This is a genomic window from Oscillospiraceae bacterium (assembly GCA_025757985.1).
Classification (GTDB): Bacteria; Bacillota; Clostridia; order Oscillospirales; family Ruminococcaceae; genus Gemmiger.
In genome coordinates, this window is record CP107210.1 from 1,559,736 (window position 1) to 1,583,872 (window position 24,137).

At 48.4% G+C, this 24,137-nt stretch carries 26 protein-coding genes and 2 pseudogenes; 5 read left to right on the top strand and 23 right to left on the bottom strand.

Annotation, left to right across the window (positions count from 1 at the left end; all coding sequences use genetic code 11):
• Positions 1-108: 108 nt before the first annotated feature.
• Together OGM67_07770 and OGM67_07775 are read right to left on the bottom strand one after the other, a co-directional pair.
• Complete coding sequence (locus tag OGM67_07770) at positions 109-351, bottom strand: helix-turn-helix domain-containing protein (protein UYJ33495.1); 243 nt, start codon at positions 349-351, stop codon at positions 109-111.
• Positions 335-772: a sigma-70 family RNA polymerase sigma factor gene (locus OGM67_07775; protein ID UYJ33496.1), complete on the bottom strand. Its 438-nt coding sequence runs from the start codon at positions 770-772 to the stop codon at positions 335-337. Before OGM67_07775 ends, OGM67_07770 begins: the two co-directional genes overlap by 17 nt.
• Positions 773-1,135: 363 nt before the next feature.
• Here OGM67_07775 and OGM67_07780 point away from each other — a divergent pair, with 363 nt between their 5' ends.
• Positions 1,136-1,468, top strand: a complete 333-nt coding sequence (locus OGM67_07780; GenBank protein UYJ33497.1) for a transposase — start codon at positions 1,136-1,138, stop codon at positions 1,466-1,468.
• Entirely contained in the window at positions 1,465-2,373 is a 909-nt protein-coding gene (locus OGM67_07785; protein ID UYJ33498.1) for an IS3 family transposase, read from the top strand. Before OGM67_07780 ends, OGM67_07785 begins: the two co-directional genes overlap by 4 nt.
• A gap of 239 nt (positions 2,374-2,612) precedes the next feature.
• Here the strand turns inward: OGM67_07785 and OGM67_07790 are convergent, their stop codons facing one another.
• A complete protein-coding gene (locus OGM67_07790; protein UYJ33499.1) occupies positions 2,613-3,596 on the bottom strand; it encodes a 23S rRNA (adenine(2503)-C(2))-methyltransferase RlmN in 984 nt (327 codons plus the stop codon).
• A gap of 171 nt (positions 3,597-3,767) precedes the next feature.
• On the opposite strand from OGM67_07790, the gene OGM67_07795 reads away from it, so the two are divergent.
• Entirely contained in the window at positions 3,768-4,142 is a 375-nt protein-coding gene (locus OGM67_07795; protein ID UYJ33500.1) for a helix-turn-helix domain-containing protein, read from the top strand.
• A gap of 59 nt (positions 4,143-4,201) precedes the next feature.
• On the opposite strand, the gene OGM67_07800 is transcribed toward OGM67_07795, so the two are convergent.
• The 7 genes from OGM67_07800 to OGM67_07830 form a co-directional block, all read right to left on the bottom strand.
• A complete protein-coding gene (locus tag OGM67_07800; protein UYJ33501.1) occupies positions 4,202-4,627 on the bottom strand; it encodes a sigma-70 family RNA polymerase sigma factor in 426 nt (141 codons plus the stop codon).
• A 467-nt stretch (positions 4,628-5,094) separates the two neighbouring features.
• Complete coding sequence (locus OGM67_07805) at positions 5,095-5,466, bottom strand: metal-dependent transcriptional regulator (protein UYJ33502.1); 372 nt, start codon at positions 5,464-5,466, stop codon at positions 5,095-5,097.
• Positions 5,467-5,477: 11 nt separating this feature from the next.
• Positions 5,478-7,214, bottom strand: a complete 1,737-nt coding sequence (locus OGM67_07810; GenBank protein ID UYJ33503.1) for an ABC transporter ATP-binding protein/permease — start codon at positions 7,212-7,214, stop codon at positions 5,478-5,480.
• A gap of 14 nt (positions 7,215-7,228) precedes the next feature.
• Positions 7,229-8,974: an ABC transporter ATP-binding protein/permease gene (locus tag OGM67_07815; GenBank protein ID UYJ33504.1), complete on the bottom strand. Its 1,746-nt coding sequence runs from the start codon at positions 8,972-8,974 to the stop codon at positions 7,229-7,231.
• On the bottom strand, positions 8,971-10,443 hold the full coding sequence (locus OGM67_07820; protein ID UYJ33505.1) for an energy-coupling factor ABC transporter ATP-binding protein: 1,473 nt from the start codon (positions 10,441-10,443) through the stop codon (positions 8,971-8,973). The genes OGM67_07815 and OGM67_07820 overlap by 4 nt, the downstream gene beginning before the upstream one ends.
• 12 nt (positions 10,444-10,455) lie before the next feature.
• Positions 10,456-11,199, bottom strand: coding sequence for an energy-coupling factor transporter transmembrane protein EcfT (locus OGM67_07825; protein ID UYJ33506.1), 744 nt, complete (start codon positions 11,197-11,199; stop codon positions 10,456-10,458).
• Positions 11,196-11,780 (bottom strand): MptD family putative ECF transporter S component, encoded by a 585-nt coding sequence (locus tag OGM67_07830; GenBank protein ID UYJ33507.1) that lies wholly within the window; start codon positions 11,778-11,780, stop codon positions 11,196-11,198. The genes OGM67_07825 and OGM67_07830 overlap by 4 nt, the downstream gene beginning before the upstream one ends.
• A gap of 205 nt (positions 11,781-11,985) precedes the next feature.
• Here OGM67_07830 and OGM67_07835 point away from each other — a divergent pair, with 205 nt between their 5' ends.
• Positions 11,986-12,978, top strand: a complete 993-nt coding sequence (locus OGM67_07835; protein ID UYJ33508.1) for an AraC family transcriptional regulator — start codon at positions 11,986-11,988, stop codon at positions 12,976-12,978.
• A 59-nt stretch (positions 12,979-13,037) separates the two neighbouring features.
• On the opposite strand, the pseudogene OGM67_07840 reads toward OGM67_07835, so the two are convergent.
• Together OGM67_07840 and OGM67_07845 are read right to left on the bottom strand one after the other, a co-directional pair.
• A pseudogene (locus OGM67_07840) lies at positions 13,038-13,172 on the bottom strand (TnpV protein).
• A gap of 211 nt (positions 13,173-13,383) precedes the next feature.
• Positions 13,384-14,796, bottom strand: a complete 1,413-nt coding sequence (locus OGM67_07845; protein UYJ33509.1) for a relaxase/mobilization nuclease domain-containing protein — start codon at positions 14,794-14,796, stop codon at positions 13,384-13,386.
• Between the two features lie 121 nt (positions 14,797-14,917).
• Between OGM67_07845 and OGM67_07850 the strand changes: the two genes are divergently transcribed.
• Positions 14,918-16,330: a putative DNA binding domain-containing protein gene (locus tag OGM67_07850; GenBank protein ID UYJ33510.1), complete on the top strand. Its 1,413-nt coding sequence runs from the start codon at positions 14,918-14,920 to the stop codon at positions 16,328-16,330.
• A gap of 74 nt (positions 16,331-16,404) precedes the next feature.
• On the opposite strand, the gene OGM67_07855 is transcribed toward OGM67_07850, so the two are convergent.
• The 11 genes and pseudogenes from OGM67_07855 to OGM67_07905 form a co-directional block, all read right to left on the bottom strand.
• Complete coding sequence (locus tag OGM67_07855; protein ID UYJ33511.1) at positions 16,405-16,704, bottom strand: CD1845 family protein; 300 nt, start codon at positions 16,702-16,704, stop codon at positions 16,405-16,407.
• 29 nt (positions 16,705-16,733) lie between these two features.
• Positions 16,734-17,594, bottom strand: a pseudogene (locus OGM67_07860) (type IV secretory system conjugative DNA transfer family protein).
• Positions 17,591-18,091 carry a PcfB family protein gene (locus OGM67_07865; GenBank protein UYJ33512.1) on the bottom strand — a complete coding sequence of 167 codons (501 nt, stop codon included), beginning with the start codon at positions 18,089-18,091 and terminating at the stop codon, positions 17,591-17,593. Before OGM67_07865 ends, OGM67_07860 begins: the two are co-directional and overlap by 4 nt.
• A 98-nt stretch (positions 18,092-18,189) precedes the next feature.
• Entirely contained in the window at positions 18,190-18,501 is a 312-nt protein-coding gene (locus OGM67_07870; protein ID UYJ33513.1) for a DUF5720 family protein, read from the bottom strand.
• Positions 18,494-18,856: a hypothetical protein gene (locus OGM67_07875; GenBank protein ID UYJ33514.1), complete on the bottom strand. Its 363-nt coding sequence runs from the start codon at positions 18,854-18,856 to the stop codon at positions 18,494-18,496. The genes OGM67_07870 and OGM67_07875 overlap by 8 nt, the downstream gene beginning before the upstream one ends.
• 48 nt (positions 18,857-18,904) lie before the next feature.
• Positions 18,905-19,783 carry a helix-turn-helix domain-containing protein gene (locus OGM67_07880; protein UYJ33515.1) on the bottom strand — a complete coding sequence of 293 codons (879 nt, stop codon included), beginning with the start codon at positions 19,781-19,783 and terminating at the stop codon, positions 18,905-18,907.
• A 66-nt stretch (positions 19,784-19,849) separates the two neighbouring features.
• On the bottom strand, positions 19,850-20,035 hold the full coding sequence (locus tag OGM67_07885; protein ID UYJ33516.1) for a hypothetical protein: 186 nt from the start codon (positions 20,033-20,035) through the stop codon (positions 19,850-19,852).
• Between the two features lie 29 nt (positions 20,036-20,064).
• Positions 20,065-20,340, bottom strand: coding sequence for a DUF5720 family protein (locus OGM67_07890; protein UYJ33517.1), 276 nt, complete (start codon positions 20,338-20,340; stop codon positions 20,065-20,067).
• Between the two features lie 12 nt (positions 20,341-20,352).
• Positions 20,353-21,279: a ParB/RepB/Spo0J family partition protein gene (locus OGM67_07895; protein ID UYJ33518.1), complete on the bottom strand. Its 927-nt coding sequence runs from the start codon at positions 21,277-21,279 to the stop codon at positions 20,353-20,355.
• The gene (locus OGM67_07900; GenBank protein ID UYJ33519.1) at positions 21,236-22,057 is read right to left on the bottom strand and encodes a ParA family protein; all 822 of its coding nucleotides are present in this window, start codon (positions 22,055-22,057) and stop codon (positions 21,236-21,238) included. The genes OGM67_07895 and OGM67_07900 overlap by 44 nt, the downstream gene beginning before the upstream one ends.
• A gap of 119 nt (positions 22,058-22,176) precedes the next feature.
• The gene (locus OGM67_07905) at positions 22,177-24,111 is read right to left on the bottom strand and encodes a recombinase family protein (GenBank protein ID UYJ36209.1); all 1,935 of its coding nucleotides are present in this window, start codon (positions 24,109-24,111) and stop codon (positions 22,177-22,179) included.
• Between the last annotated feature and the right edge of the window lie 26 nt (positions 24,112-24,137).

Genomic DNA, 24,137 nt, shown 5'->3' on the forward strand with positions numbered 1-24,137 from the left:
TGTCGGCCTGCAAAAGCACATCAACAGCGGATATGCTTTTGCGGAACGACAAATAGCCCATAACGGGAAGCGTGGAAAGGGGACACGCTCCCCGCATGGGCTAAAAGATTATCCTACATGAAAAGCAAGGGTGCGGGTAATAAGGCGCACTTGCAGCCTGTTACGCATTTCCTCGTCCACATAGGAATAGGTATTGCCCGCGTCGTCTTTCAGCGTGCGGGTACAAAGTTTCGCTATGTAACCCTCGTAGTGCTTCAAGATCGCGCACATGGCGGTTGTGTCGCCGTTTGCCGCTGCGGAAATGACAGGGAACGGCAACAGATTTTCAGACTTCCTAACGGTATTCATCATCTGCTTTTCCCTCCAAATACTGTTTGATTTTCGCAAGCGCGGATTTCCTGTGCCGGAAAACCGTCGTGCGTACAACATTCAGCAGTTCGCCAATTTCCGCGTCGCTCATATCCAAGAAGTAGGACAAAAGGATAATGTCGCGTTTCCTTTCGGGCAAAGCGTTAAGGGCTTCGGCAAGCAGTTCATTTTTGACGAGTACATCAAAGCCGGACACTTGAAAACGGAAATAATCGCTTTCGTATTCGTCCGTTGTGAAAAGCTGCGCGAGTTCGCTTTCGCTCAAATCCGAAAAAGTAACTTCGCGTGCTGCGCGTTTCGCAAGAGTGCGGCGGTGGCTTTTCGCTTCGCCGACCAAAGTTTTCTTTGCTAATGCGTCGTACTGATGTTGTATTCTTTCCTTGTCGGAAGAAGATAGCTCCATAGAGTTCACCTCCTTCCCGCGTGGAGTAGAGGACGGGAGTTAAGGGCTTGTCCTCTCTGCCCCTTTCGCTCCGTACCCGTTCGGGAGATGGCTCTTGAGTGCGCTTTTCAGAAAAAAGTTGAAAAAAGCAAAATGCGCCCGTCCGCAAGACGCGGACGGGCGCAAAGGAAATGTAAGCAGTAGCTAAATGTATTGACAGTTCACATTCATAGCCGGAATATCCCGCTTGCGGAGCATAGCTTTTTTTGACCGCAAAGCATTAGGCGGGTTACAGTAAATAAAAATTGGTGTGGTATAAAAAAAGTTGACAGTTTATTCTCAAGGATTTCATAATAGAATCATGAGAATAAGGAGGTATTCAAAGTGGCACGTAAATATGACCATGAATACAAAGTACAGGCAGCAAAGCTTGCCAAAGAAATCGGTGGCGCTAAGGCTGCTAAAGAATTAGGAATCCCTGAAGGAACCATCCATACTTGGCTGAAAGCTGTAAGGGCCGGTAAGTTAGATATCGGGGAAGGTTCCCAGACCCCTGCCAGTGCAATGAGCCTGTCAGAAGAGATTACTATGCTGCGTAAGCGGGTGAAGGAGCAGGATAAAGAAATTCGCCGTTTGAAGGAAGAAAACGAATTTCTGGAGGAAGCCAGCGCTTTTTTCGCCGCCAGCCGTCGGAAGTCAGCAAAAACCAGAGAATGATATTTCTGGCTTTGAAAACAGAGGACGGCAGGATTACCGGAAAAATCTCATTTTATTGCCGGATGCTTGGTATCAGCCGGCAAGGTTTCTATAAATATCTTGCGAATAAAGACCGTCCTTGGAAGTACCAGGACTTGGCGGATGCCATGAAAGAAATCATCAACGAGGACGAATGTAACGATACTTACGGACGGATCCGGATGTATCAGGCACTGTTGCTGAAACAGCCGGAGGGAGTCCATATCCCAAGTGAGCGGACTGTATACCGGGTTATGGATCAAATCGGTCTGAGTCATCGGCCAAGGAGAAAACCGAATGGACTCACAAAGGCAGACCGGGAAGCCATGAAATCGGATGATCTGCTGAAGCGGGATTTCCATTCCGATGTCCCATTAGAAAAGTGCATTACAGATATCACAGAGATCCCGGCTTCCAATGGAAAACTGTATGTATCTGCGATTTTCGATTGCTTTGATCTTAGCGTCCTCGGTCTGGCAATGGAAACAAACATGAAAGCAGATTTGTGTATCCGAACACTGGAAAACGCCCTGACTGCTTATCCCACGCTGGAAGGTGCTGTTATCCACAGTGACCGTGGGACACAGTATACCAGCGAAGTCTATCGTCAAGCTATCCAGAAATACCATATCCAGCAAAGCATGAACAGTGCGGGAGGGCGCTGCCATGATAATGCACGCTGCGAGAGTATGTGGGCCAGAATGAAGACAGAGCTCCTTTATGACCGTTATGATACAAAGCAGATGACGGTAGAGGAATTAAAGGTACTCATTTGGAGATACTTCCTCAGCTACTGGAATAACCGGAGGATCTGCTCTGCCAATGGAGGGGTTCCTCCCATGGTAAAACGTAGGCAGTATTATGAGACTTTGGAGCTGGTGGCATAGTCAGTGATATCCTTGAGAAAAATGTGTCAACTAATCTTGACAATATCAAATGGACACGGCGATACCTCCCCGATACCGCCGTATCCTTAAAAAAGGGCGACTTTAATACACTACCCGCAATCCATTCTATAATAGGGAACAGCGGCTTTTGCGCAATATTAAATAAAAAAGCCGATAACACATAGGTTTTTTGACCTAATGCGTTATCGGCTCTGCGTCTATGCGTCTGGCACTTTTAATCATTTTTTTTTGAATTTATTATATGTGTTAGCTAACTGTCCACAAGCCGCGTTAATCTCTCTGCCATGAGAAACTCTCATAGTAACTTCAAGTCCTGCTTGCTCTAATTGATGTTTGAATGCAACTATTTCCCGTTTCTGTGGTGCTTTAATTCTTGAATTGCTTGTTGGGTTGTATTGTAACACGTTAATCATAACTTTTTTGCCCCGAAACCATTTTGCAAGTTGTCTTACATCTGAGGGCCGGTCATTTATACCCGGTAAAAGCAAATACGCAAAGACAATTTTGCGATTATGCCTTTCAGAATAGGATAAGGCTTGCTTAACAACATCTTCAATAGCATATATGCGCATGTGAGGAATAATACGATTTCTTGCAGATTGTGTTGCTGCGTGTAAAGATATTGTCAACTGAATTTTAAGATGTTCCTCGCGCAATTTTTTTAATTGATCGACCGGACCAACTGTTGATATGGTAATGCCGTCGGTTGGAAAGTTGAGCCCATATCTATCTCGGAGAATATGGATTGCTTTTATCAAGTTGTCATAATTGAATAAAGGCTCTCCCATACCCATAAAAACGATACGGTTTACTTTTCGACGCAACAATATAATCTGTTGTACGATTTCTGACGATGTTAGATTACGAACAAAGCCATTTCGCCCGGACTCACAAAAAATACAACCAACAGGACAACCGACTTGTGTGCTCACGCAAACAGTTCCACCATCTCGCCGCTTGATAAAAACCGTTTCAATGTATTTGTTGTCTTTCAGTTCGTAAACATACTTTTCAGTATCACTGCTTTTGCAAATATTTTTTACCAACATTGATAGATTTTTTTTGCGTGGTAATTGCTTATATAATTCTTCATATAAGGCTTTTGCTTCATTCTCGCCAATAACTTCCGACATTTCTTTGTAAGTAAATCCGTATGGATCATTCCGTACTTCCGCAGGCGTATATTTAGGTAAACGTTTCATTTTTATATCCTTTCTTCTAAATAATAAAAGTTTGTTTTTCTGTATTTTTGATTACAAGCTCCTTACAAGCACAATAAAATAGGTACTATCGTACTCAAAAACGCCTTTTATGAGGTTCTTCCTGCAAGGAAATGGGCACGATAAAATATAATTAAGGAGACGATAGTGCCTATGGAACTGATAAAAGAGCTGGGACGAAGGATACAAAAAGCGCGTAAGGAAAAAGGATTGACGCAGCAGGAACTCGCAGATCTGAGCCACGTTTCTCTAAAGCACGTTCAAGGCTGCGAAAGAGGGGTGAAGAATCCTTCTTTTGAGGTTCTGCGCGCTTTTTGCAAAGTCTTGAATTTATCTTTAGATTCCCTGATGAATCTCGATCTGCCTGAAGATGAGCAAGCCGCCAACGATATGCGGCAGCTTTACCTTTCGTGCCCTCCGGCTGCCAGAAAAGTGCTGTTAAACTCGACCCGCGCGTTGACTGATGAGCTAAAAGAGATGGTGCAGACGGCTGGGGTTGACCCAGATGAACATTTAGAGAATAAGTAAGCCGGTGGAGGAATAAAAACCCCCACCGGCTCTCTTTTTGCCGCTATGAGGCGATCAGGTTATTGGGCCGTATCCAGCAACCGCGCCAGCTTCTTCAGTCCGCGCCGGATGCTCTCCCACACGCGGCGGCGGTCAGCACCCTCGATCCGGGCGATCTCGGCCACCGTCATGCCCAAGTAAAACCGGGCGTAGATACGCCGGGCCTGGATGGCGGTCAGCTGCATCAGCGCGGCATACACTTCCTCCCGCAGCAGCTTCTGCTCCAGGACTTCCTCCGGGGTGAGTGGCCGGTTGAGGGCATCGTTTTCAATGCCATCCTCCCGGTTCAGAGAGTAGTGAGCCTTGTGTCGGAACTTCCGGCGTTCATAGGCGGCATCGTCCTGCTCCTGGCCCCGGATCGCGGCCACGACTTCCTCGGCCACGTCTACAAAGACATTGGTTTTATACACATCGGGATACAGTTCCCGAAGATTGATCTTCTGCATTATGTACCTCCATTTCGATTCACGGGTTGACGGGTGAACCAAAATGAAGGCGGTGAGCGACATCTTTCGGGGAAATTCCCGAAAAAACGACAAACAAAAGCGCCAGCATCCGAAGAACGGCGGCTGGCGCTGCTAAAAGAGGACTTATGACGCTTATGGACCAGCCACGATAGTGCCTGTTCATAAGCAGACGGGGGCCGATTGACGGTCAGGCTTTTTTTGACAGGTAAATTCCTGCCGAATTATGTCGAAGCGGTCTTTGCTTCACGGCGGCTCCCTCCTAAAGCCGCCGTGTCAGCGTGTAGTCGTCACTCCTTTGTCGAGGGCATAAGGAACGGCGGCCTTGATGTTACTCAAAACCGCCGCAGTACCCGGAAAATCCATTTTGGGCGCACAAAGCTGCCTGCCCTGCAACGGTTTTTTTCTTTCCCCGTCTTGCGGGGCAGGATCGCTTGGATTATTCGGTTTTAGTTTTGCTCTTGTTCGGCTACCTCTTTCAGCCGGTCAAAACTCTCATCGCTGATGATGTGTTCAATACGACAGGCATCGGCCTCCGCAGTTTTGGGGTCAACGCCTGCGGTGATAAGCTGCTCGGTAAAGAAGCAGTGACGCTCGTAGATTTTTTCGGCTACCTCGCGGCCCACATCAGTCAGATGGAGAAAGTGATCTTCGTCCATCGTAAGAAAGCCGCCGTCCCGCAAGGTAGCCACTGCATGGCACACGCTGGGCTTTGACACCTCCATGTGCCGGGCCACATCTACGGAGCGCACCATACCGCGTTTCTTTTGGAGAACAAGGATGGTTTCCAGGTAGTCCTCCCCGGACGCATGAAGTTTCATCTGAACCTCCTTTACTGAGCCAGCTTCCAGCCGATGGCCTCCTGTCTGGCCGATACAAAATCGGCATACAGGCCCTTTTGCTGGATCAGCTCCGCATGAGTGCCGCGCTGGACGATATGAGCGTTGTCCAGTACAAGGATCTGATCGGCGTTGCGGACGGTTTTCAGACGGTGGGCAATCATGATGATGGTCTTGTCATGGGTCAATGCCTCGATAGCCCGCTGCAATTCATCCTCATTCTCCGGGTCAACGCTGCTTGTTGCCTCGTCCAAAATGATGATAGGTGCGTCCTTCAGCATAGCGCGGGCGATGGAAATCCGCTGTTTCTCGCCGCCGGACAAACTACCGCCTCCCTCGCCAATCACGGTGTCATAGCCATCCGGCAGGGCAGAAATAAAGTTATGGCAGCAAGCCTTTTTCGCCGCTTCAACCACTTGTTCATGGGTAGCATCCGGGCAGCCAAACTTGATATTGTTCTCAATCGTATCTGCAAAGAGGTATACGCTCTGGAACACCATCGAGATATTCTTCATCAGGCTGTCCAGCTTAAAATCCCGTACATCCGTACCGCCTATGGTAATCTTCCCGGCATTCACATCCCAAAAACGGGCAATCAGATTGCACATCGTTGTCTTTCCTGCCCCGGAAGGGCCGACAATGGCCGTAGTCGTTTTTTCGGGAATGGTAAAGCTGACCTGATCTAATATCTTGCGGTCTGCGTAGGAAAAATCCACCTTGTCAAACACGATCTCGCTGGACTTCGGCGTAATGTCAGCGCCTTTCTCGTCCATCACCGGCGTGTCATCAATGGAGTTTGCCGTATCCATCGAGGCCGCCAGCATTTGCAGCAAAGAGGCCATATTCCCGGCGTTCTCCAAATCGTTGAACACCATGAAAGAAGCAATCACCAAAATCAAGCCGTAGGCCAGCGACAGGGAGCCGTCCAGCCAGAACCAGACCGAGGCCAAAAGCAACAGGACGCTAAACACCCGGACAACGGCCTGTTTGATGGCGTCATAGGGAACACTGGCCTTTGTCAGTTTCAGGTTGTCCCGGCAGCTCGCCTTAATTGCACTGCCGATAGACTGCGTGCTGTCCCGTTCCAGTCCAAATGCTTTGACAATCCCCATCCCCTGAATGTACTCCAACACAGACTCCACAAGGGACTCCTGTGTGTGCTGGCGTACCCCGCTGAGCGCGGCAGATTTGCGAAGCGCCAGTTCCGCCGCCGCAAGGTAAATCAGGACACCGGCAGCGGCCACAAGACCGATCCGCCAGTCAAATACCAACAGGACGATGACGAGGGCAACCGAGTTGAAAAAACCGCCCAGCACTGACACCAGGACACGGGCTGCTGAGTTCTCTACATCGCCCAAAGTTGTTGTGACAATGGCGGTAATGTTCCCGATACTATTCTTGTTGAAGTAGCCCATCGGGATATAGCGCAGCCGATCTCCAATGTGGATACGCTTTTCCGCTACCATGCAATATCCAGTTTCCGTTTGCTCCATCGTGGAAAAGTAGGTCGTGATGATACGCCCGATGAGGGATACCGCCATAATTCCCAACGAAATCCAGACAATGCTTCCGTCCCGGTTGTCAGATACCAGCGCACCGATCACTACAAAGAGGGCGGCAAACTGCATGGCTGAAAACAGCCCGGACAGAAACGCAAACAACAGGGATTTTTTCAAAAGCCCTTTTTTGCTGCCTGCAAAAGCAAAGATTTTTTTCAATGTTCCATACATCTGACAACACCCCCTTACATCTGGTCTTTCGCGCCGATATGCGCCTGCCACATATCCCGGTAGAGGGGGCAGGTTTCCAACAGTTTCTCATGCGTACCCTGTGCGTGGATGGTTCCATCCTTCACCACAACGATGTTATCTGCGCCAACAATGGTAGACAGCCGGTGTGCGATCACAATCAGGGTCTTGCCGACAGTTAAAGTGGAAATGGCTTTCTGCACCAGCGCCTCATTCTCTGGGTCGATATAGGCAGTTGCCTCGTCCAAAATGACAACCGGCGCATTTTTCAGCATGGCGCGGGCGATGGCAATCCGCTGGCGTTCACCGCCGGAAAGATGGGAACCGGCGCTGCCGACAACCGTATCATAGCCATTATCCAGCTTGCGGATAAAGGCGTCGCAGCCGCTTTGTTTGGCTGCCTGCTCCACCTCTGCGTCCGTGGCACTGGGGCTTCCCATGCGGATATTCTCCCGGATACTGCGGTTAAACAGGTAGTTGTCCTGAGATACATAGGAAATCTGGTCTGCAATTTCAGACAGCGGCATATCCTTCAGCTCATGGCCGCCGAGGGTAATGCTGCCGGATGTAACATCCCAATACCCGGCAATCAGCTTCGCCACCGTAGACTTGCCGGAGCCGGACGGCCCTACAAGGGCGGTCATGGTTCCGGGGTGGATGGCGAGATTCACATCATGCAAAACCTCTGTTGTCCCATCATAGGAAAAAGACACAGACCTAAGAGAAATGCCAGTGTCTGCCAGCTTGACCGGCGCATCCTTATGGTTCAGTTCTTCAGCGTTCAAAAGCTGGCTGATTTCTTCCACATTTGTCCCCAATACGGCCAAATCGTCCGTAAAGGTAAAGGCCGCGATAATCGGCCCAACAAGGCCCAGCGAGAAAATTACGGTAGACATGAAAGTGGAAAGTTCCAGGCTACCGGAGAGCCAGAACGCGAAGCCGCAGGGTAGCACACAGATCAACACCGAGGGCAAAATGGCGTTGTAGGCGCTCATGGTTTTCTGGTTTTCTCTCATCCAGTCCACATAGTAGTTGGCATTGTAGTTTACTGCGTCAGAATATTTTTTGTAGGAACCGGCGGATTGACTAAATGCTTTGACTACCTCAATCCCACCAATGTACTCTACAATGGCGTTTGCCATCTGCTTTCCCGCTTTAACCGCGCCCTCCCACTTAACGGGATAGTTCTTCATGCCAGCAGACATAACCGCAAGGCCCACCACCAGCGTGACAAGGGACAGGAGAGCCATGCGCCAGTCCATGACGAATAGATACACGACAATTACCAAAGGCACCAGCACATTTGCAGTCATTTCCGGGATCAGGTGCGCGAAGGTTGGCTCCATCCCTTCTACCCGGTCAACAATCGTCGTTTTATACTGACCGGACGGAGTATCTAAAATCGTCCCCATCGGGACGCGGGCCAGTTTTTCGGTAATATTCTCCCGGAGATCTCGCAGCGTGTAATAGGTCGCTGCGTGAGAAATTGTTGTGGAAAGATTTGAGAATATGACTTTTCCCAAATAACCGCAAAGCGCAATAACACAAGCTGCTGTATAGTGCGAAAAATTCTGATCCCCGGACAACATCAGCGTAACAATATGAGCTACACAGAAATAAGGCACCATCTGGCAGGCTACGCCTAATACCGCAAGGGCAATGCTGCCGATGAATTTCCCGTGATAGGGTTTGCCCCATCCCCATAAGATGCCTATGGGTGACTCCTTCTTTTCCTCCTTCATTTTACAGATACCCCCTTTATGAAATAGTTTCTGATTTTTTCAAGACCCGCCTCATCCATTTGGAATTGGTCAATGATGGAACCGTTCTCAAAATGGACAATATCCGTACAACAGTCTAATATCAACTCAAGATCATGAGTAATGACATACACGGTAATACCCGTGTCCCTGACTTGTCGCAGGACATTTGCAACCTCTTTCATGTGTTTATAATCAAGGCCGCTGGTCGGTTCATCAAAAAATAAAATAGAGCGTTTAGAAGCGATTGCCGAGGCAATCGCTACCCGCTGTTTTTGGCCGCCGGAAAGGGACATGGGGTGTCTGTCCTTGAAAGCCAGCAAATCTAACCGGTTCAGGATTTCCTCTGCCCGCTCCTGGTTTTCTTCCTCCATACTAATCAGCACTTCATCAAGAACCGACTCGGTAAAAAGCTGATGATTTACCTCCTGCATGACCATATAGCAGGTACTCAGCCGGTCTTTCGGACGGTATTTTCTTCCGTTCCAGACAATCTCCCCACAGCGCTTCTCCAAGCCGCAGAAACAGCGAGAGAACGTGGATTTACCGGCACCGTTATTCCCAATAATCCCAACAATTCGGTTTGTGGGAATTTCACAATCCATGATATGTAAGGTTTCCGGTTCATTTTTATAGGCAAAGCGGAAATTATGGAGCGCAAGGGCAGTCTTTTCCTGCTGCGGTAGAACCGGAGGCAGGAGACGCTCTAAAGCAAATGTGCGCAGTCCCATATTAGATCGCTGCTGCTCCGTGAGCTGCTCAAATTCTGCCGCAGAATAATCACGGCTCACCTGCCCCTCTGCCAGGTAAATAAACCGATCCGCCAGACCACGGAGATAATAAAGCCGGTGTTCCGATACAGTAATTGTTTTCCCCTGCGACTTCCAGAACGCAAGAATCTTTCTCAAATCAAGGATGGACGCTGCATCCAAATTGGACGAGGGTTCGTCCATAACGAGAACATCCGGTTCCATAATGGATACTCCGGCACAGGCAATTTTTTGTTTCTCTCCACCGGATAAGTGAAAGATATTACGATCCATCAGCTTCTCCAGCCGGAAATCCCGAACCGTTTTTGCAAACCGTTCTCGGATGTCTTTTTCTGGCTGTCCAAGATTTTCGCAGCCAAATGTAATTTCACTGGTTGTATCCACATTGAAAAACTGGGACCGGGGGTTTTGAAACACACTGCCTACAACTGCGGCTGTATCGTAAAGAGGCTGCTCGGAAACCTTTTCCCCATTTACCCATACTTCTCCCGTCATCTGTCCCTCATAATAATGAGGGATCAACCCGTTAATCAGGCGGGTAATCGTGGTCTTTCCACACCCGCTTTCACCGCAGAGGACAACAAACTGACCATCTTCTATATTTAGATCAATATCCCGGACGCCCCCGGTATTTTCATTTTCTTCTCCATAGGAAAATGAAATATGGTCAATCTTTATCATAAGCTCACCCCCTTAAAAAACAAAATACTGTCCCATCAAAAACAGCGCAAAACATAAAGCACAGAGCAGAACAGCAATCATGTCCTGAATATGAAAACCAATCTGACATACGTTGGTCCGTTTGACCGGAGCGCCAAGCCCCCGCGTCAGTGCAGCGGCGGAAAGTTCATCCCCAATTTTTACAACGGACACCATCAGCGGTACAAGACGGTATTCCACCATTAAAAATGGGTTTTTCCCACCAAATCGTATGCCTCTCATTTTCATTGCGTCCCGGATTGCCTGGTATTCTTCGCTGATTGTGGGGAAGAAACGAAAAATAACAGACATAGGAATTATAATTTTTTCTGTCAGGTGCATACGTTCCATAGAACCGATAAACTCACTGACTGAGGTTGAAGAAAGCAGATAGGCCCCCGTCATAATGCCTGGGGCAAACCGCGTCATAATGGATGTAATTGCCAAAACCACAAAGGACAACAGACCACTTAATGTCGTCAGAGCTATGCGTTCCAATACAAAACAGGCAAGATATAAAAACAGATACTTGCCTGCCGTTTTGAAGCGGCGTTCCGACAGGATCAGCACAAAGGGGATCAGGCTTAACACAGGTTTTATAAAATTCATAATCCCTTCGTTGCTGGTGCTGAACATCAATGTAGTAACCGTCAGCAGCAAAATCAACTTCGTGCGCGGATCAAGCCGAATCCCTCTGCGATTGTCCGTTGTGGCAGAGAAGGATACCCCCTCCATCATGCAATTCCCGCTTTCGCAAAGTGTTTTTTCAGGAGTGCTTTTCCAAGCAGACCGCCCAAAATGGCAAAGACAAAAATCCCGGCAACCACAAGGATAATGCTCCACATCGGCATGACCGCCATTACCCGATCGGCGTATTCCTCACCGAAACTGGCGGCAAAGCTGGCCCAGGAGTCCTCGACCATAAAATACATGGGGATGTATGTACCGACCATCCACAGACTGAATACTGCATAACCAAGAATACTTTTCTTTGCACTTTTATAATCGCCGGATTTCAAAATCAGGTCTCCAAGCAAGCCGAAAATCAGCCCCATAGGCACACCCCAGAAACCCATACCGGTAAGCCCCATCAGCAGGCCGCTCAAAACGCCCATGATTGTAACCATGCCGAATTTCTTAACCCTGGTGAGGAACAGCATGAAAGGGATGCCGGTAATCAGCGACCACAGACTTCCGAGGACAGGAAGAAAGATCGGAACAAACCCAATGGGAATAGCAACACAGCACCCGATGACAAAGTAAAGAACCGTGAACAGACCGAGGTTAATCAGGTCTTTTGTTTGTAACTTGTTATTCATAACGAATACCTCCATTCATTTGCTGGTTAGCATTTACTAACCTCTTTATAAGATACCATAGTACGACACAGTTCTCTACAACCAATCGTCTTTTTAGCTCCAAACAGCAACGAGTTTTAAGGTTGACTGGCTGGGTTCCTGCTTTTATAATAGAATTGCCAATTCAAGCAGGCCCGCCAAAAAACCGAATAGTAGGAGTTATGAAATGAAGATAGATGAAATCATTAAGAAAAGCATTGAAGTCCCCGGTATATCCATAAAACGCAGTGAATATAGCGCCGAGCTCATCTTAAAAGAGAAAGATGGAAAAGGCTCTATGACCTTTTTCCCATTGTTTCCCGGACTCACCTTAGCCTATATTTTTATAAATTCACCCACATGGGCAGCTCCGGACTTTCGTGATAATGGCTCCATAGAAACAGGCCCGCTGCTCTTAAATTACTGCGTAACCGGGCGGTGTGAGCTCATTCTGAATAACGGAAACTTTGTGTATGTGAAAGACGGTGAAATATCTCTGACAGAACGCTTTGCCAGACAGCAATATGTTTATCCCCGCCGAATTTATGAAGGTATGGAGTTTTTTATTGATATGGATGCCGCAGCAGAGCAAAGTGCCTGGATACAAACGGAATTTGATATTGATTTCCACAAAATCAGAGAGCTTTACTGCCCAGCTGGAAGCACTTATATCTCGGCCATTTCTCCCGAAATAGAAGAAATACTAAAAAAACTGTGGTCCTTGTTGGATATCTCTGTGCCGCTTTCCATTATGCAAATGAAAATCTATACCCTGGCGCTTTTTTCGCTGCTCCAGAATCTGAAAGAAATACCGCCTTCTCAAGCCTGCACATTCTTCACAGAAACACAGGTAGATATTGCAAAGCGTGTGGAAAAAATCATCACTTCTGATCTGCGCCAGCACCATCCTGCGTGGGAACTGGCTGCACAGTTTTCCGTCAGTGAAACCAGCCTGAAAAACTATTTCCGGGGAGTTTTTGGACAGAACATCTCCGTGTATCTGCGTGAAACCCGTATGAAAAAAGCCGCAGAATTACTTTCTACCACAAAGCTGTCTGTAGCAGAGGCAGCGGAGCAGGTTGGATATATAAACCAGAGCAAATTTGCTTCGGTATTCAAAAAGCAATTTGGTCTGTCCCCACTGGAATACCGGCGGTCAAAGAATTTGGGAAATATATAAGAGTAAAGCCGGGATTTGCCACTTGATAGCAAAGTCCCGGCCTTTCTTGTGCCTAAAAACTATTTGTAAATCAGTTCATCTTGAATAATTTCCTCTGCCTGCGCTTTCAGCGTGTTCATCAGCCCCACCCAACGCATAGGGTCACAGGCTTTCAGTTCTTCCGTGACACCCGCAGTCTCCATCATGTGGGATAGTTAGAACGGTGGTTATTCCGAAATTATTCTGATTCAGGGATAATACCGGCAAGCAATGCCTGTGTTAATACACACAGGCCCGCAGAGAAGAAAATCCCTCCGTGATTTTCCTCTCCGCTTGCTTGTTGAGGGCAGCGCCCCCAAGCCCCTTTGAACACAGAATTTCATTCTGTGGCTACGCGTTCTGCGAACGCTTTTGACCAGGACCAGCTTACCGCTGGCCGTGGTCTTTTTCTTTTTCAACATCCTGTTCTACCTCCATTTTCAGGACCCGATCTACATTGGCCTTTGCCGTTAAAAGCTCTCGCATTTCTTCACGGGAACGCCGGTACTCGGCATAGGTCTTTTTCTTTTCTTCCAGCAATTTCGCATACTCTGTCTGCAACTCTTTGACCTTGGGCAGCTTCTTGACGCCCATCTCATCAAAGGCATTCTTAGCAGCCTGGTGGAGCAGAATTTCTTTCTCATGTTCTTCCCTGAATTTCTTAGAGTAACCCGCCTTGCGGTATGCCACATAGACCTCATGGGTCTTGGCATAATTTACGATGTGAGTACGCAGAACAGCGATCTCTGCCATGCGCTTTTCAGCCGCTTTGATCTGCGCCGAAAGCTCATTGTGATGTGCCGTGGCAGCCGCAGCCTTTTCTTCCAAAACCGCATACTCCAGCAGGTTGTGCTCTGACAGGTAATTCATGGTCTGCGCCATCTGCTTGAGGTTGAACACCTTAGCCCATCGAGCATAGCCAGCGCCTTTTCCAGCCTGCAATTTTGCCTGAATGTCCACCAGCAGATTGATCTTTGGCGGCTCTGCCTGTGTGACTGTTTTCTTTCGCGGGGTATGTGCTTTCTTCCCGGAGAGAACTGCCCGCAAATCTTCCAATCCATATCCTTCGCCCAGACTGTCCATGCGGGCGGCTTTCTCCCAACCAGAGAGCTTCAGTCGATACGATTTTCCGCGCTTTGATACCTCACAGCCGGACTCTTGCAGCAGCTTCAGCAGCTCCTCAAAATTAGCAGGACTTTGTGATAATGCGTTGTCAATCGCCACACGAAGCAGCTCTCGATGAGAGGGCTTTGCCTGATCTCCCATCCATTTGTTATAGCTCTTTCCATGAGGGTTCGGATTCTCTACAATGGACAGTCCGTTTTCAATGCAGATGGTATCACTTAACCGGCGAACCGCCTTGGTGCTGCCCCAAAAGTTTCGGAATTTCCGGTCATATTCTAAGCTGACCGATGACCAGATAATGTGATTATGAATGTGCGACTTGTCTATGTGGGTGCAGACCACAAAGGCATGATTGCCCTTGGTAAACCGCTTGGCAAATTCTACACCCAGACGGTTGGCTTCTTCCGGCGTGATTTCACCGGGTTTGAATGACTGGCGCACATGGTAAGCGATCACATCGTCCGCCCCGCGCACCCGCCCGGTGGCGGCGATATACTGCCGCTTCGCCAGAAGGAACTCTGCATCCGCAGTCCGGCTGTCACACGCATAGCCGGTAATGAGCTTGCCGTTATCTGTTTTCTGTGGATTTGCTACATAGTCGATGATGTCACTGATTGCCCGACTTTCTGTGCGACCCTTGCCAACATGAAGCGGCATGATTCTTGTAGTTGCCATAATAGAAGGCCCTCCTCTCATAAATATTTTTTCGCTGAACTCTTTGCTTCTATCGTTGCAATAACTTTCTCCGCTGGGTATAATAAAAAAGAACATTCTACAACCTCAAAGGAGGGATTTTATGATAGAACAGCTCATTGCCGAAGCAACGGAATGTGATTTCAAAGTTGCTCTCGAAACAAAAAAGCCAAAAAGCTGGTTAAAAAGTGTCAGTGCCTTTTCCAATGGGATCGGCGGCACTCTGTTTTTCGGAGTCTCTGATGACCGGGAGCCTATCGGCTTGTCCGATGTTCAAAAGGATGCTGAAGCGATCAGCCGCTTAATCAAAGAACGTATCACACCATTACCGCAGTTTATCTTAAAGCCATTGCAGGAAGATGGTAAAAACCTGTTGGCTCTGGAGGTTTCTCCTGGCCGCAGCACCCCATACTATTACAAGGCAGACGGAGTAATGGAAGCATACATCCGTGTTGGAAATGAAAGCGTAATTGCACCGGATTACATTGTGAATGAACTGATCTTAAAGGGAACCAATCAGTCCTTTGACACCTTAACAACAGAAGCTGTGAAAAAGGATTACAGCTTCACACTCCTGGAGGCAACCTATCTGGAACGAACCGGCCTCCGCTTCGAGCCATCCGATTATGTCTCATTCGGTTTGGCTGACAAAAATGGGTTCCTGACCAATGCCGGAAAGCTCATGACCGATCAGCACACAGTTTATAACTCCCGTATGTTCTGTACCCGGTGGAATGGCTTGGAAAAAGGCTCTATCTTTGATGATGCGCTGGACGATAAGGAATACGAGGGGAATTTGATTTATTTACTGAAAAGCGGCAGTGAATTTATTCGCAATAATTCCAAAGTCCGTTTTGCCAAAGAAGCTCAGTATCGGGTAGACAAGCCGGATTATGCTGAACGAGCTGTAACAGAGGCTCTTGTCAACGCTCTCATCCATCGTGATTATATTGTGCTTGGCAGCGAAGTCCACATTGATATGTTTGATGATCGGGTGGAAATCACATCTCCGGGCGGTATGTTTGGCGGCGGCTCAATTCAGGAATACGATATTTACAGTATTCGTTCGATGCGACGAAACCCTGTGATCGCTGACCTGTTCCACCGCATGAAGTACATGGAACGCCGTGGAAGTGGTCTGCGCAAAATCGTCAGTGAAACTGAAAAGCTGCCTGGATACACAGAGGCATATAAGCCCGAATTTTCCTCAACAGCGACAGATTTCAGAGTCATCTTGAAAAATGTAAACTACAACTTAGAGGGTGACGCCCACCAAGTTATCCACCAAGTTACCCACCAAGTTATTGAACTATCAACGGTATCCAAACAGATTTTGACTTTTTGCACAACACCAAAATCCAAGAAAGAGCTTGCAGTATTTTGCGGCTTCAAAGATTTAAGAAACTTCACTTTGAAACATATCAATCCGCTTTTAGAATCCGGGCAATTAGAAATGACTATTCCCGATAAACCTAAAAGTCGCAATCAAAAATATATTACAGTTCGTTCCGAATAAACAGAGAAGCAGGGCATTGGGTCTCATCTCCCATTGTCCTGCTTCTTTTTCATTCCAAATTATATTCACATCATTTACCCATACACCCAATCCTGTATCGCAAATTTCAAACTCTGCACCTTTCCCAGCAGCCAGATCGCAGCCAGCGGCAGCCCCATCGGGCTAATCAAAAATGCCATAACCAGCAAAATCACACCATTCTGCGGGGAATAGGTAATCAGCACAGCCACGCCAAGCAGAGCAATTACCGTGCTTAGTAGACCAAGCACCAGACCGGATATGTAGATCAGCCCCGTGCAGAGCCAGACAAAAAGCGTCAACACCAAAATGACCGGTGCAGTTACGATCATCAGCAGACATTTCAAAATCTTCATTTCTGTTCCTCCTTCCAACGCTCCAGATACTGTTTGCATACCGGAGCCTCATAATGGATATATCCGATAAGGGCACAGTACAGAAGCGTTTCTGCCTTGACCCAGAAATCGTCCCCGGCTTTTCCCTCGCCTTTGGTATTGGCGATCAGCGTTGTCACCAGCTTCAAAATATCCTTTTCGCTGTGAATATACGCAAATGGATTATAGTGCATGGATTTTTTGAAATTGATGGTGTTCAACACTTTGATACGATACGGTTCATAAATGACTTTGCCATTTTTATCTTTTACTGGCTTCCCGTCCTTCCCCAGCTTGGGCGCACCCCTTTGGAGCATTTTTCCGCACTCCACCAGAATTGTTCCCTTCGGGTCCGTCACAACATAGGAGCTGTGCATCTGCATCAGATTCGGTTTGAGCCAGAAGCGGGTCTTACCGGAACCGGAGCCGCCAATCACCAGTACATTTTTGTTTCTGGCAGTCTTTGGGTCCTTGGGGCGGCTGTTCATGGTCAGGCTCTCCGTTTTCGTCAGAATCACATTGTTCTGAAATACAGGATCAACGTAAGGTGCAATATCCTCACGGGTTCCCCAGCGGGCCGAACCATATTCCAAACCATGTCGATATTTCTTGGCGTTCTTGCTTTTAAGATACACCGCCAGCCTCAGACTGCCTCCACAGCACAGCCCTACCAACAAGTCCAATGGATGCAGGCTTGGCCAGAAACTTTCCAGCGCTCCAGGCAGAACCGCAATCAGCGAAAGAAACTTTTCTGAAGCATCCGCCCCTTGTGCCATTCGCCATGCCTCTCCAAAATTGGTAGCAAACAGTCCCATCAGGATATACGGCATATTCAGCAAAATGAGCTTTTTGATGTCCAATGTCTTTTTCATCGTTCCAGCTCCTTTCGCTTGGTGCGATCCACCACAGCATTTTTAACCATCTCTTTGAACTGGTTAAGTTTTGCCAGTACGGACGAGCGCTCTGTTTTCGTTGCCTTTTTGACTTTTTTGTTGGTGTACTCTGTAAAAGCTGCTGTCAGAGCATCTGCATCACGGCCTTTGAAAAAAATCAGGTACTTTGGCGGAGAACTGCTGCGGTCCTTTTTCACCGCATAATCCACACCATATTTCCGGGCGATTTTCTCAAACTCCTTGATAGAGGGGTCTGTGATCTCAATGTTGGATATTCCCTGATTCTGCCCGACAAGCTGCTTCACAGTCTGTTTTCCATGCGGAACAACCGGCGCATCACGGCTTCTCTGTTTTTCCAGCTTCTTTTCCTTTCGATGTGCCATGTACTTGCTTATGGCAGCCTTAAACATTCTGCCGGTAAACTTTGTTCCACTGACAACCAGCGTCAAAGTTCTGTTTTCCACTTCTTCCTGCATTTTCAACGCCTCCTTTCCACGAAGTTTGCAGGGAATCTCATTTTTGCTAAGGCGGAACCACCAGCCGCCGCAGAAGATAACGCTTCATACCGCCCTCCTTAGCGTAACTGGTCAGTACGGTCATAGTGCAGATTGCCCTGACGCACCTTTGCGTGGCTCAAAATCTTAATCTGCCCCTTTTCCTGACTATCCAGTGCTTTTTCATAACCGGTATCCGACAGGAACAGGCGGGTTCGTTCGCCTTTCCAGCCAACAGGGGAATCGTTCGTCAGCACATCAAAAATAATCATGTGCCGGGTGTCCTCGGCAAACCGTTGCAAATCCATGTATTCGTGGCCGTGGTAGTTCTGCGCCCCGGCCTTGAGGCGCATTTCCTCCATCAGCTGGCCCACAGTCTTACGCTCAGGCATGGCGCGCACCTCCTTTCCCACGCCCCTGGCCCTTCACGGTCAGGATGCCGTCCAGGGTGGTGGCGGTAATCCGCAGGCGCTCGGCGGTGGCAATGTCATTCTTCACGATCTCGTCGATGCCGTGGCCGCAGACCACCAGCACATGGGAACGGCGCAGGTAGTCCCGCGCCATATCCAGACCGTCCTTGTGTTCCTGGGGAATGTCGTCCTTGAGGAAGGTGGGCAGGAACAGCACCGGGCAGATGGGCGAATACCCGGCGTCGTACACCTGACGGCAGTAGGCCGCAGCGTTCTCGGCGTTCTCATACTGGCTGTTGCTCCAGGGAGCCGTAATGTAAGCAAGGGGTCGTTTCATGGCAAAATCCTTTCTCCCGGTGTATCCGGGCAGCAGAAAAGCGGCTGTTTACCAGCCGCCTGCATACATATCGTGGTTGACTTGTGCAGTGTAGTGGTTGCTGATCGTGGTCGGCGCGTTGAACAGCACCGCAAGCAGATACTGCTTCATGTTGCGGACCTCGGTGGTGTTTTTCTGTAAGCTGTCCATGACAAACCGGATATGCTCGCTGTCCAGCTTCAAAAAACGGGAGCGCACCACCTCATGGGGGAAGTCACTGCCAGCGATCCGGGTGGTTTTCCGCTTGGCGCAGACAGTCTCCACCATCAGCTCCACAATCTCGTCCAGGTCCTCCCGGTAGGTGGTAAACTCCCGGCACAGGTGGTCATACTCGATGTTCTCCAGAATCAAATCCCGATAACTTTCCATCTCTGAGACAGACATCGCATCCCTTCCTTTCCGTTCCGGCAGCTGTGCTGCCGCTGGCTCCCGGAAGGGAATAGAATCGGTACTTGATCCATAAGTAATTGTTTTTTCTGTATTTGATTTCTCTATATTTAATTCTGCGGGCTTTTCCGTATCCGGTTTATCCAGATACGGGTTTTCCGTATCTGGTGAAGCCATATCCGGCTGGGGCGTATCCGGGTTCTTCGGCTGTGGCTGCTCATATATGACATACTCCGTATCACTGATGCGTCCCTGGCGGTCACGCAGTTTGTGCCGCACAATGTAACCGGCAGCCTCCAATTCCCGCAACGCAGCGCCTATGGCATCCACGCCCTCCTTACAAATCTTTGCAAGACCACGGGTGGTGTAATTCCAGTCCTCTGGCAAAGACAGCATCATGGAAAGCAGCCCCTTGGCTTTTAACGACAGATTTGCATTTCGTAAATGATGATTGCTCATCACGGTATAATCACGGGTCCGTTCAATGCGAAAAACGGCCATCGACCTCACTCCTTCCGAATTTTGGGTACAAAAAACCGCAATCCTCATTCCAAAGAATTGCGGTGTTCAACACTTTTCAAATTTTCTTGCATAGAACCAAAACAGCGGCTTTTGAAGACGCGCCTCTGCAAATGGCTCCTCCTGGGCGAAAGGAAGTGTTTGCATCACGCGGTCAATATCCGTTGTATCCATGTCATGCTGAGATTTGCAATCTTCCCGGATTGCTTCTTGAATTTCCTTTACCGTACACATAGTCATTCCTTTCCTTTCGTTGTATGGGTTTATGAGCGGCGGCGTTTTCCCGGTTTGAAATCGAGGATATGTCCCTCAATCACACGAGCGTAACGCTTGATCTTGATCTCCCGGCGCTGCTGGCTTTGCAGAGCGGCCTGATACCCGTCCTCGGTCAAAAACAGCCGCATTTCCTCTCCGGGACTGCCGTAAGCTGCGCTGGGACGCAGGACGGAAAACTCAATCATCCAGCGTGTGTCATCCCAAAACCTCTCTACGGCGAGAATGTTGTGTCCTTTCAGCTCACGGGCTGAAATATCCCTCATAGGCGGCTCCTTTCATCGTTCCTGGTCTCTCTGACGCTTTTTCTGCCATGCCTCCAGCAGCTTGATGATGGTTTCCTGCATCCGCTGGGGCGTATAGCTTTTAGGGAAATACTTCCGCAAGGTGTCAGAGGTAAATGTCACTCGGTCCAGATCGCTTTTCTTTTCCTCACCCATGATGACACGCATCATATCGAGGGTCAGATGCCCCTCCTGACTGTATTTCTTGAGCCGCTGGGCTTGAGAAAGAGAAGGGGTAGCCTGTTCGCTGTCCATTGCGTCCAACAGGTCTACCTGTTCCTCCTTTTTGAGAAAGGACAGCTCATAGGCAGGGTTCAGGGCAATCTTCTTTTCATCCACCATGTCCAGCAGTTCGGGAATCAACTCTGTCAGACGGATATAGCGCTGAATTTGATTTCTGCTTGAACCAGCCTGCTGAGCCAATATTTCATCGGCTCTCAACTTCGTCCCAACTTGGGACGAAGTTAAATCAACTCGCTCTCCCTGATGTTTCATGGCGTCCAGCTTCATCTTGTAGGCAAAGGCTCTTTCACTTGGGAGCAAGCTTTCTCGTTGCAAATTGCTGTCAACCATAATGATCGTGGCGGCATCATCATCCAAATCCCGAACAATGACTGGCATGGTCTCCTTGTCTGCCAGTTCACTGGCTCTGTGCCGCCTGTGTCCGGCTACCAGCTCATAACCGCCCTCTGGGTCCGGTCGAGCAATCGCCGGAACCAGAACGCCATACTGCTTGATACTGTCAGCGGTCTCCATCATGGCTTCGTCATCCTTGACTTTGAATGGGTGGTTCCTAAAGGGATGCAGCTCAGACAGCGGAATCTCCTGAATCTTTTCCAGCTTTGCATCTTGACGGCCTTCTTCGGTGGAGAATAGATCATCTACCGAGGCCAGCTCTATTTTTTTCGCGCTGCTTTTCAAGTTTCAACACCTCCTTCGTCAGATTTCGATACCCCTCTGCCACTTTGCCGCCAGGGTCATGGGCGAAAATACTTTTTCCCTCTGCGCTAATTTCCTTTGCCCGGACAGAGTGGGGGATCTCTGTGCCGAATACTTTGATCTTGCTGCCATAGGTCTCACGCAGGAGCGCGGAGATCTCTTTGGCAAAGTTGGTTCGGCTGTCCACCATCGTCAGCAGGATACCGTCTATCTGGAGCTTGGGGTTGATCTGCCGCTTTACCTTGTTTACCGTGGAGAGCAGCTGTTCCAGTCCTTTGGCGGGCAGATACTCTGCCTGAACGGGAATTATGATCCTGTTCGCAGCGGCCAGCGCATTGACTGTGAGCATACCCAGGGAGGGCTGGCAGTCGATGAGGATATGGGAGTATTGCCCCTTCAGCGTGTCCAGATATTGCCGCAAGATAGTCTCACGGCTCATGGCGTTTACCAGGGATACCTCCATACCGGATAACTGGATGTCCGCAGGCATCAGGTCAACGCCTTCTGCATGATGCAGAATACCTTCTCCGGGGCGTATAGGCTGATCCATCAGAATTTTGCCCATTGCATCCGACAGTGTAAATGGCAGCTTGTCCGGTTGCGGATTTCCCAAGCTGATTGTCAGGCTTCCTTGCGGGTCCCCGTCAATCAGAAGCACTTTCTTTCCGGCCTGTGCCAGACCTATTCCCAAGTTCGCACAGGTTGTTGTTTTGCCAACGCCGCCTTTCTGGTTGGCGATGGCGATGATTTGCGTGTTCAAATAAACCTCCTCCTTCTACAAAAAATATCCCTATTCCGAAAAATAGGGATGAAAAAAGCCGCTTACTCAAATAAATGAATAAACGGCTATGTAAGAAATATTCGATTGTAAGTAAAGTTTTATATCACTGCAAAATAACGAAGTGCATCTTTGATTGCTTCTACCTTTTCTGGTGTCGGATGTTTCCTCGGCTGTTTCAATTCTTCTACCGCATTAGGAGCATCATACATCGGCAATCCCAAATTTCGCTTTACCTCTGCGATATACGCGGTATGTACCTTGAAGCCGTATTTCGCTTCTATGTACTCCTTAATCATTTTGTAGGTCACTTTTTCTTTGGGCTTGTACGCTTCGGCTCTTTTAGCAATACTATCTACCGGAATCTTGCCCTCGCCCTCTCCAAACTCCACATCAATGTGGATATAACTATCGGCTTTTTTGTGGGACAAAAGAACTACCGTCTCGACAGTTGTTTCAGTTTCCAAGGGAAGTTCTTTCACTTCCTCACCATCAACAGGCACAGGAAAATTGAATACGATCTTCTTTATCCAGCTTCCGTCTTTCCTTTTCTCCGGGAACATCTCAATTCGCTCGATAAAGGCCTTCATAAACTCCTTCTGCTCCGCTTCCATTGCGGAATGGTAGACTTCATCAAATGCCAGCAACAAGCGATAGATATTGTCTCCGGAAATCTTCTCCTGCTGGATGCTGCGGATCTGACTTTGCAATTCGCCAATCTGAACTTCGATTTCCTCTATGGTGTCATACTGCTCATCATAGCGGCGCTGCAAGTCCAAAATCTTTCTGTCATAGTGGGCATCATTGATGTCCAAGGTATCCATCTGACGCTCCAAGCGGCTTTTCGTTCCAAAGGCTTGCTTTAGCCGCCCTTGTAGGACAGCAATCTGCCGTTCCATATCTTCTGTATCAACTGCTGTTCCGATTTTCGCCTGAATCGCTTCTACAAACCGTGGATTGTTGACCATAGCGGAGATAACCTTCGCCACAAATTTGTTGATTTCCGTCTGCTCGATATTCAGACGGAAACTGCACTCATGCCCGGTAGGTGTTACCGTATTTTTGCAGTAGTAATAATACCGTGTTTTCTTGTCCTTGCTGTGCGCCTTGGCGATATTGCCGTACATACTCTTTCCGCAGCATGGGCATTTCAAGATACCGGACAGGATGTGTGCGTGGTCTGGATTGTTAACCTTTTCCCGCTTAAAAGAATTGATCTTGCGCTTTTCCTGTGCCAGATACCAATCCTCTTCGGAAATGATAGCTTCGTGTTGTCCTTCATAAACCGGGAACTCCGACTGCTCAACCACGTGCATCTCGTTTCTTGTACCCTGTTTCTTTTCTGTTCTTCGTCTGCCGTAAGCAATCTTTCCCATATAAACAGGATTGTACAATACATTTTTCACAAAATCTCTTGAAAATCCCGGAATGGTATTATTCTGTCTTAGTTTCTTAGTATAACCATTGCGGTTCAGATATTTTGCAACTCCTGCAACACCCTCATTAGTGTGAATGTAGCGGTCATAAATGACACGAATTACTTCCACTTCATCCTCTGCAATGACAAGGTTTCCATTTTCCAGTTTGTATCCATATGGAGCGAAACCGCCGTTCCATTTGCCCTCACGAGCCTTTTGCTCACGTCCTGCCATTGTCTGTGTGCGGATATTTTCTCGCTCAATCTCTGCCACCGCAGACAGCACAGAGATCATCAGCTTTCCTGCATCCTTGGAGCTGTCAATGCCATCCTCCACGCAGATCAGATTGACACCGAAATCCTGCATGAGTTGCAAAGAATTCAGAACGTCCGCTGCATTTCTGCCAAATCGGGACAGCTTAAAGACCAACACATAAGAAACATCATCTTTGCCGTCCTGAATGTCATTCAGCATCCGTTGAAACTCCTGCCGCCCTTGAATGTTCTTTCCGGAAAAGCCCTCGTCAGAATACTCCCCGGCAACGATCATATCCTCGTATGCCGCATACTTCCGCAGCTTGTCACGCTGGGCATCCAAGCTGTATCCGTCAACCTGCATCGAGGTGGACACTCTTGTATAAAGAT

Coding starts and splice junctions, on each gene's coding strand:
- OGM67_07835 (UYJ33508.1), top strand. CDS start 11,986: ATGAAGATAGATGAAATCATTAAGAAAAGCATTGAAGTCCCCGGTATA.
- OGM67_07865 (UYJ33512.1), bottom strand. CDS start 18,091: ATGCAGGAAGAAGTGGAAAACAGAACTTTGACGCTGGTTGTCAGTGGA.
- OGM67_07800 (UYJ33501.1), bottom strand. CDS start 4,627: ATGCAGAAGATCAATCTTCGGGAACTGTATCCCGATGTGTATAAAACC.
- OGM67_07770 (UYJ33495.1), bottom strand. CDS start 351: ATGATGAATACCGTTAGGAAGTCTGAAAATCTGTTGCCGTTCCCTGTC.
- OGM67_07775 (UYJ33496.1), bottom strand. CDS start 772: ATGGAGCTATCTTCTTCCGACAAGGAAAGAATACAACATCAGTACGAC.
- OGM67_07790 (UYJ33499.1), bottom strand. CDS start 3,596: ATGAAACGTTTACCTAAATATACGCCTGCGGAAGTACGGAATGATCCA.
- OGM67_07820 (UYJ33505.1), bottom strand. CDS start 10,443: ATGATAAAGATTGACCATATTTCATTTTCCTATGGAGAAGAAAATGAA.
- OGM67_07875 (UYJ33514.1), bottom strand. CDS start 18,856: ATGAAACGACCCCTTGCTTACATTACGGCTCCCTGGAGCAACAGCCAG.
- OGM67_07805 (UYJ33502.1), bottom strand. CDS start 5,466: ATGAAACTTCATGCGTCCGGGGAGGACTACCTGGAAACCATCCTTGTT.
- OGM67_07785 (UYJ33498.1), top strand. CDS start 1,465: ATGATATTTCTGGCTTTGAAAACAGAGGACGGCAGGATTACCGGAAAA.
- OGM67_07905 (UYJ36209.1), bottom strand. CDS start 24,111: ATGCAGGTTGACGGATACAGCTTGGATGCCCAGCGTGACAAGCTGCGG.
- OGM67_07880 (UYJ33515.1), bottom strand. CDS start 19,783: ATGGCCGTTTTTCGCATTGAACGGACCCGTGATTATACCGTGATGAGC.
- OGM67_07845 (UYJ33509.1), bottom strand. CDS start 14,796: ATGGCAACTACAAGAATCATGCCGCTTCATGTTGGCAAGGGTCGCACA.
- OGM67_07815 (UYJ33504.1), bottom strand. CDS start 8,974: ATGAAGGAGGAAAAGAAGGAGTCACCCATAGGCATCTTATGGGGATGG.
- OGM67_07795 (UYJ33500.1), top strand. CDS start 3,768: ATGGAACTGATAAAAGAGCTGGGACGAAGGATACAAAAAGCGCGTAAG.
- OGM67_07855 (UYJ33511.1), bottom strand. CDS start 16,704: ATGAAGATTTTGAAATGTCTGCTGATGATCGTAACTGCACCGGTCATT.
- OGM67_07870 (UYJ33513.1), bottom strand. CDS start 18,501: ATGCCTGAGCGTAAGACTGTGGGCCAGCTGATGGAGGAAATGCGCCTC.
- OGM67_07810 (UYJ33503.1), bottom strand. CDS start 7,214: ATGTATGGAACATTGAAAAAAATCTTTGCTTTTGCAGGCAGCAAAAAA.
- OGM67_07890 (UYJ33517.1), bottom strand. CDS start 20,340: ATGAGGGATATTTCAGCCCGTGAGCTGAAAGGACACAACATTCTCGCC.
- OGM67_07825 (UYJ33506.1), bottom strand. CDS start 11,199: ATGATGGAGGGGGTATCCTTCTCTGCCACAACGGACAATCGCAGAGGG.
- OGM67_07850 (UYJ33510.1), top strand. CDS start 14,918: ATGATAGAACAGCTCATTGCCGAAGCAACGGAATGTGATTTCAAAGTT.
- OGM67_07885 (UYJ33516.1), bottom strand. CDS start 20,035: ATGTGTACGGTAAAGGAAATTCAAGAAGCAATCCGGGAAGATTGCAAA.
- OGM67_07830 (UYJ33507.1), bottom strand. CDS start 11,780: ATGAATAACAAGTTACAAACAAAAGACCTGATTAACCTCGGTCTGTTC.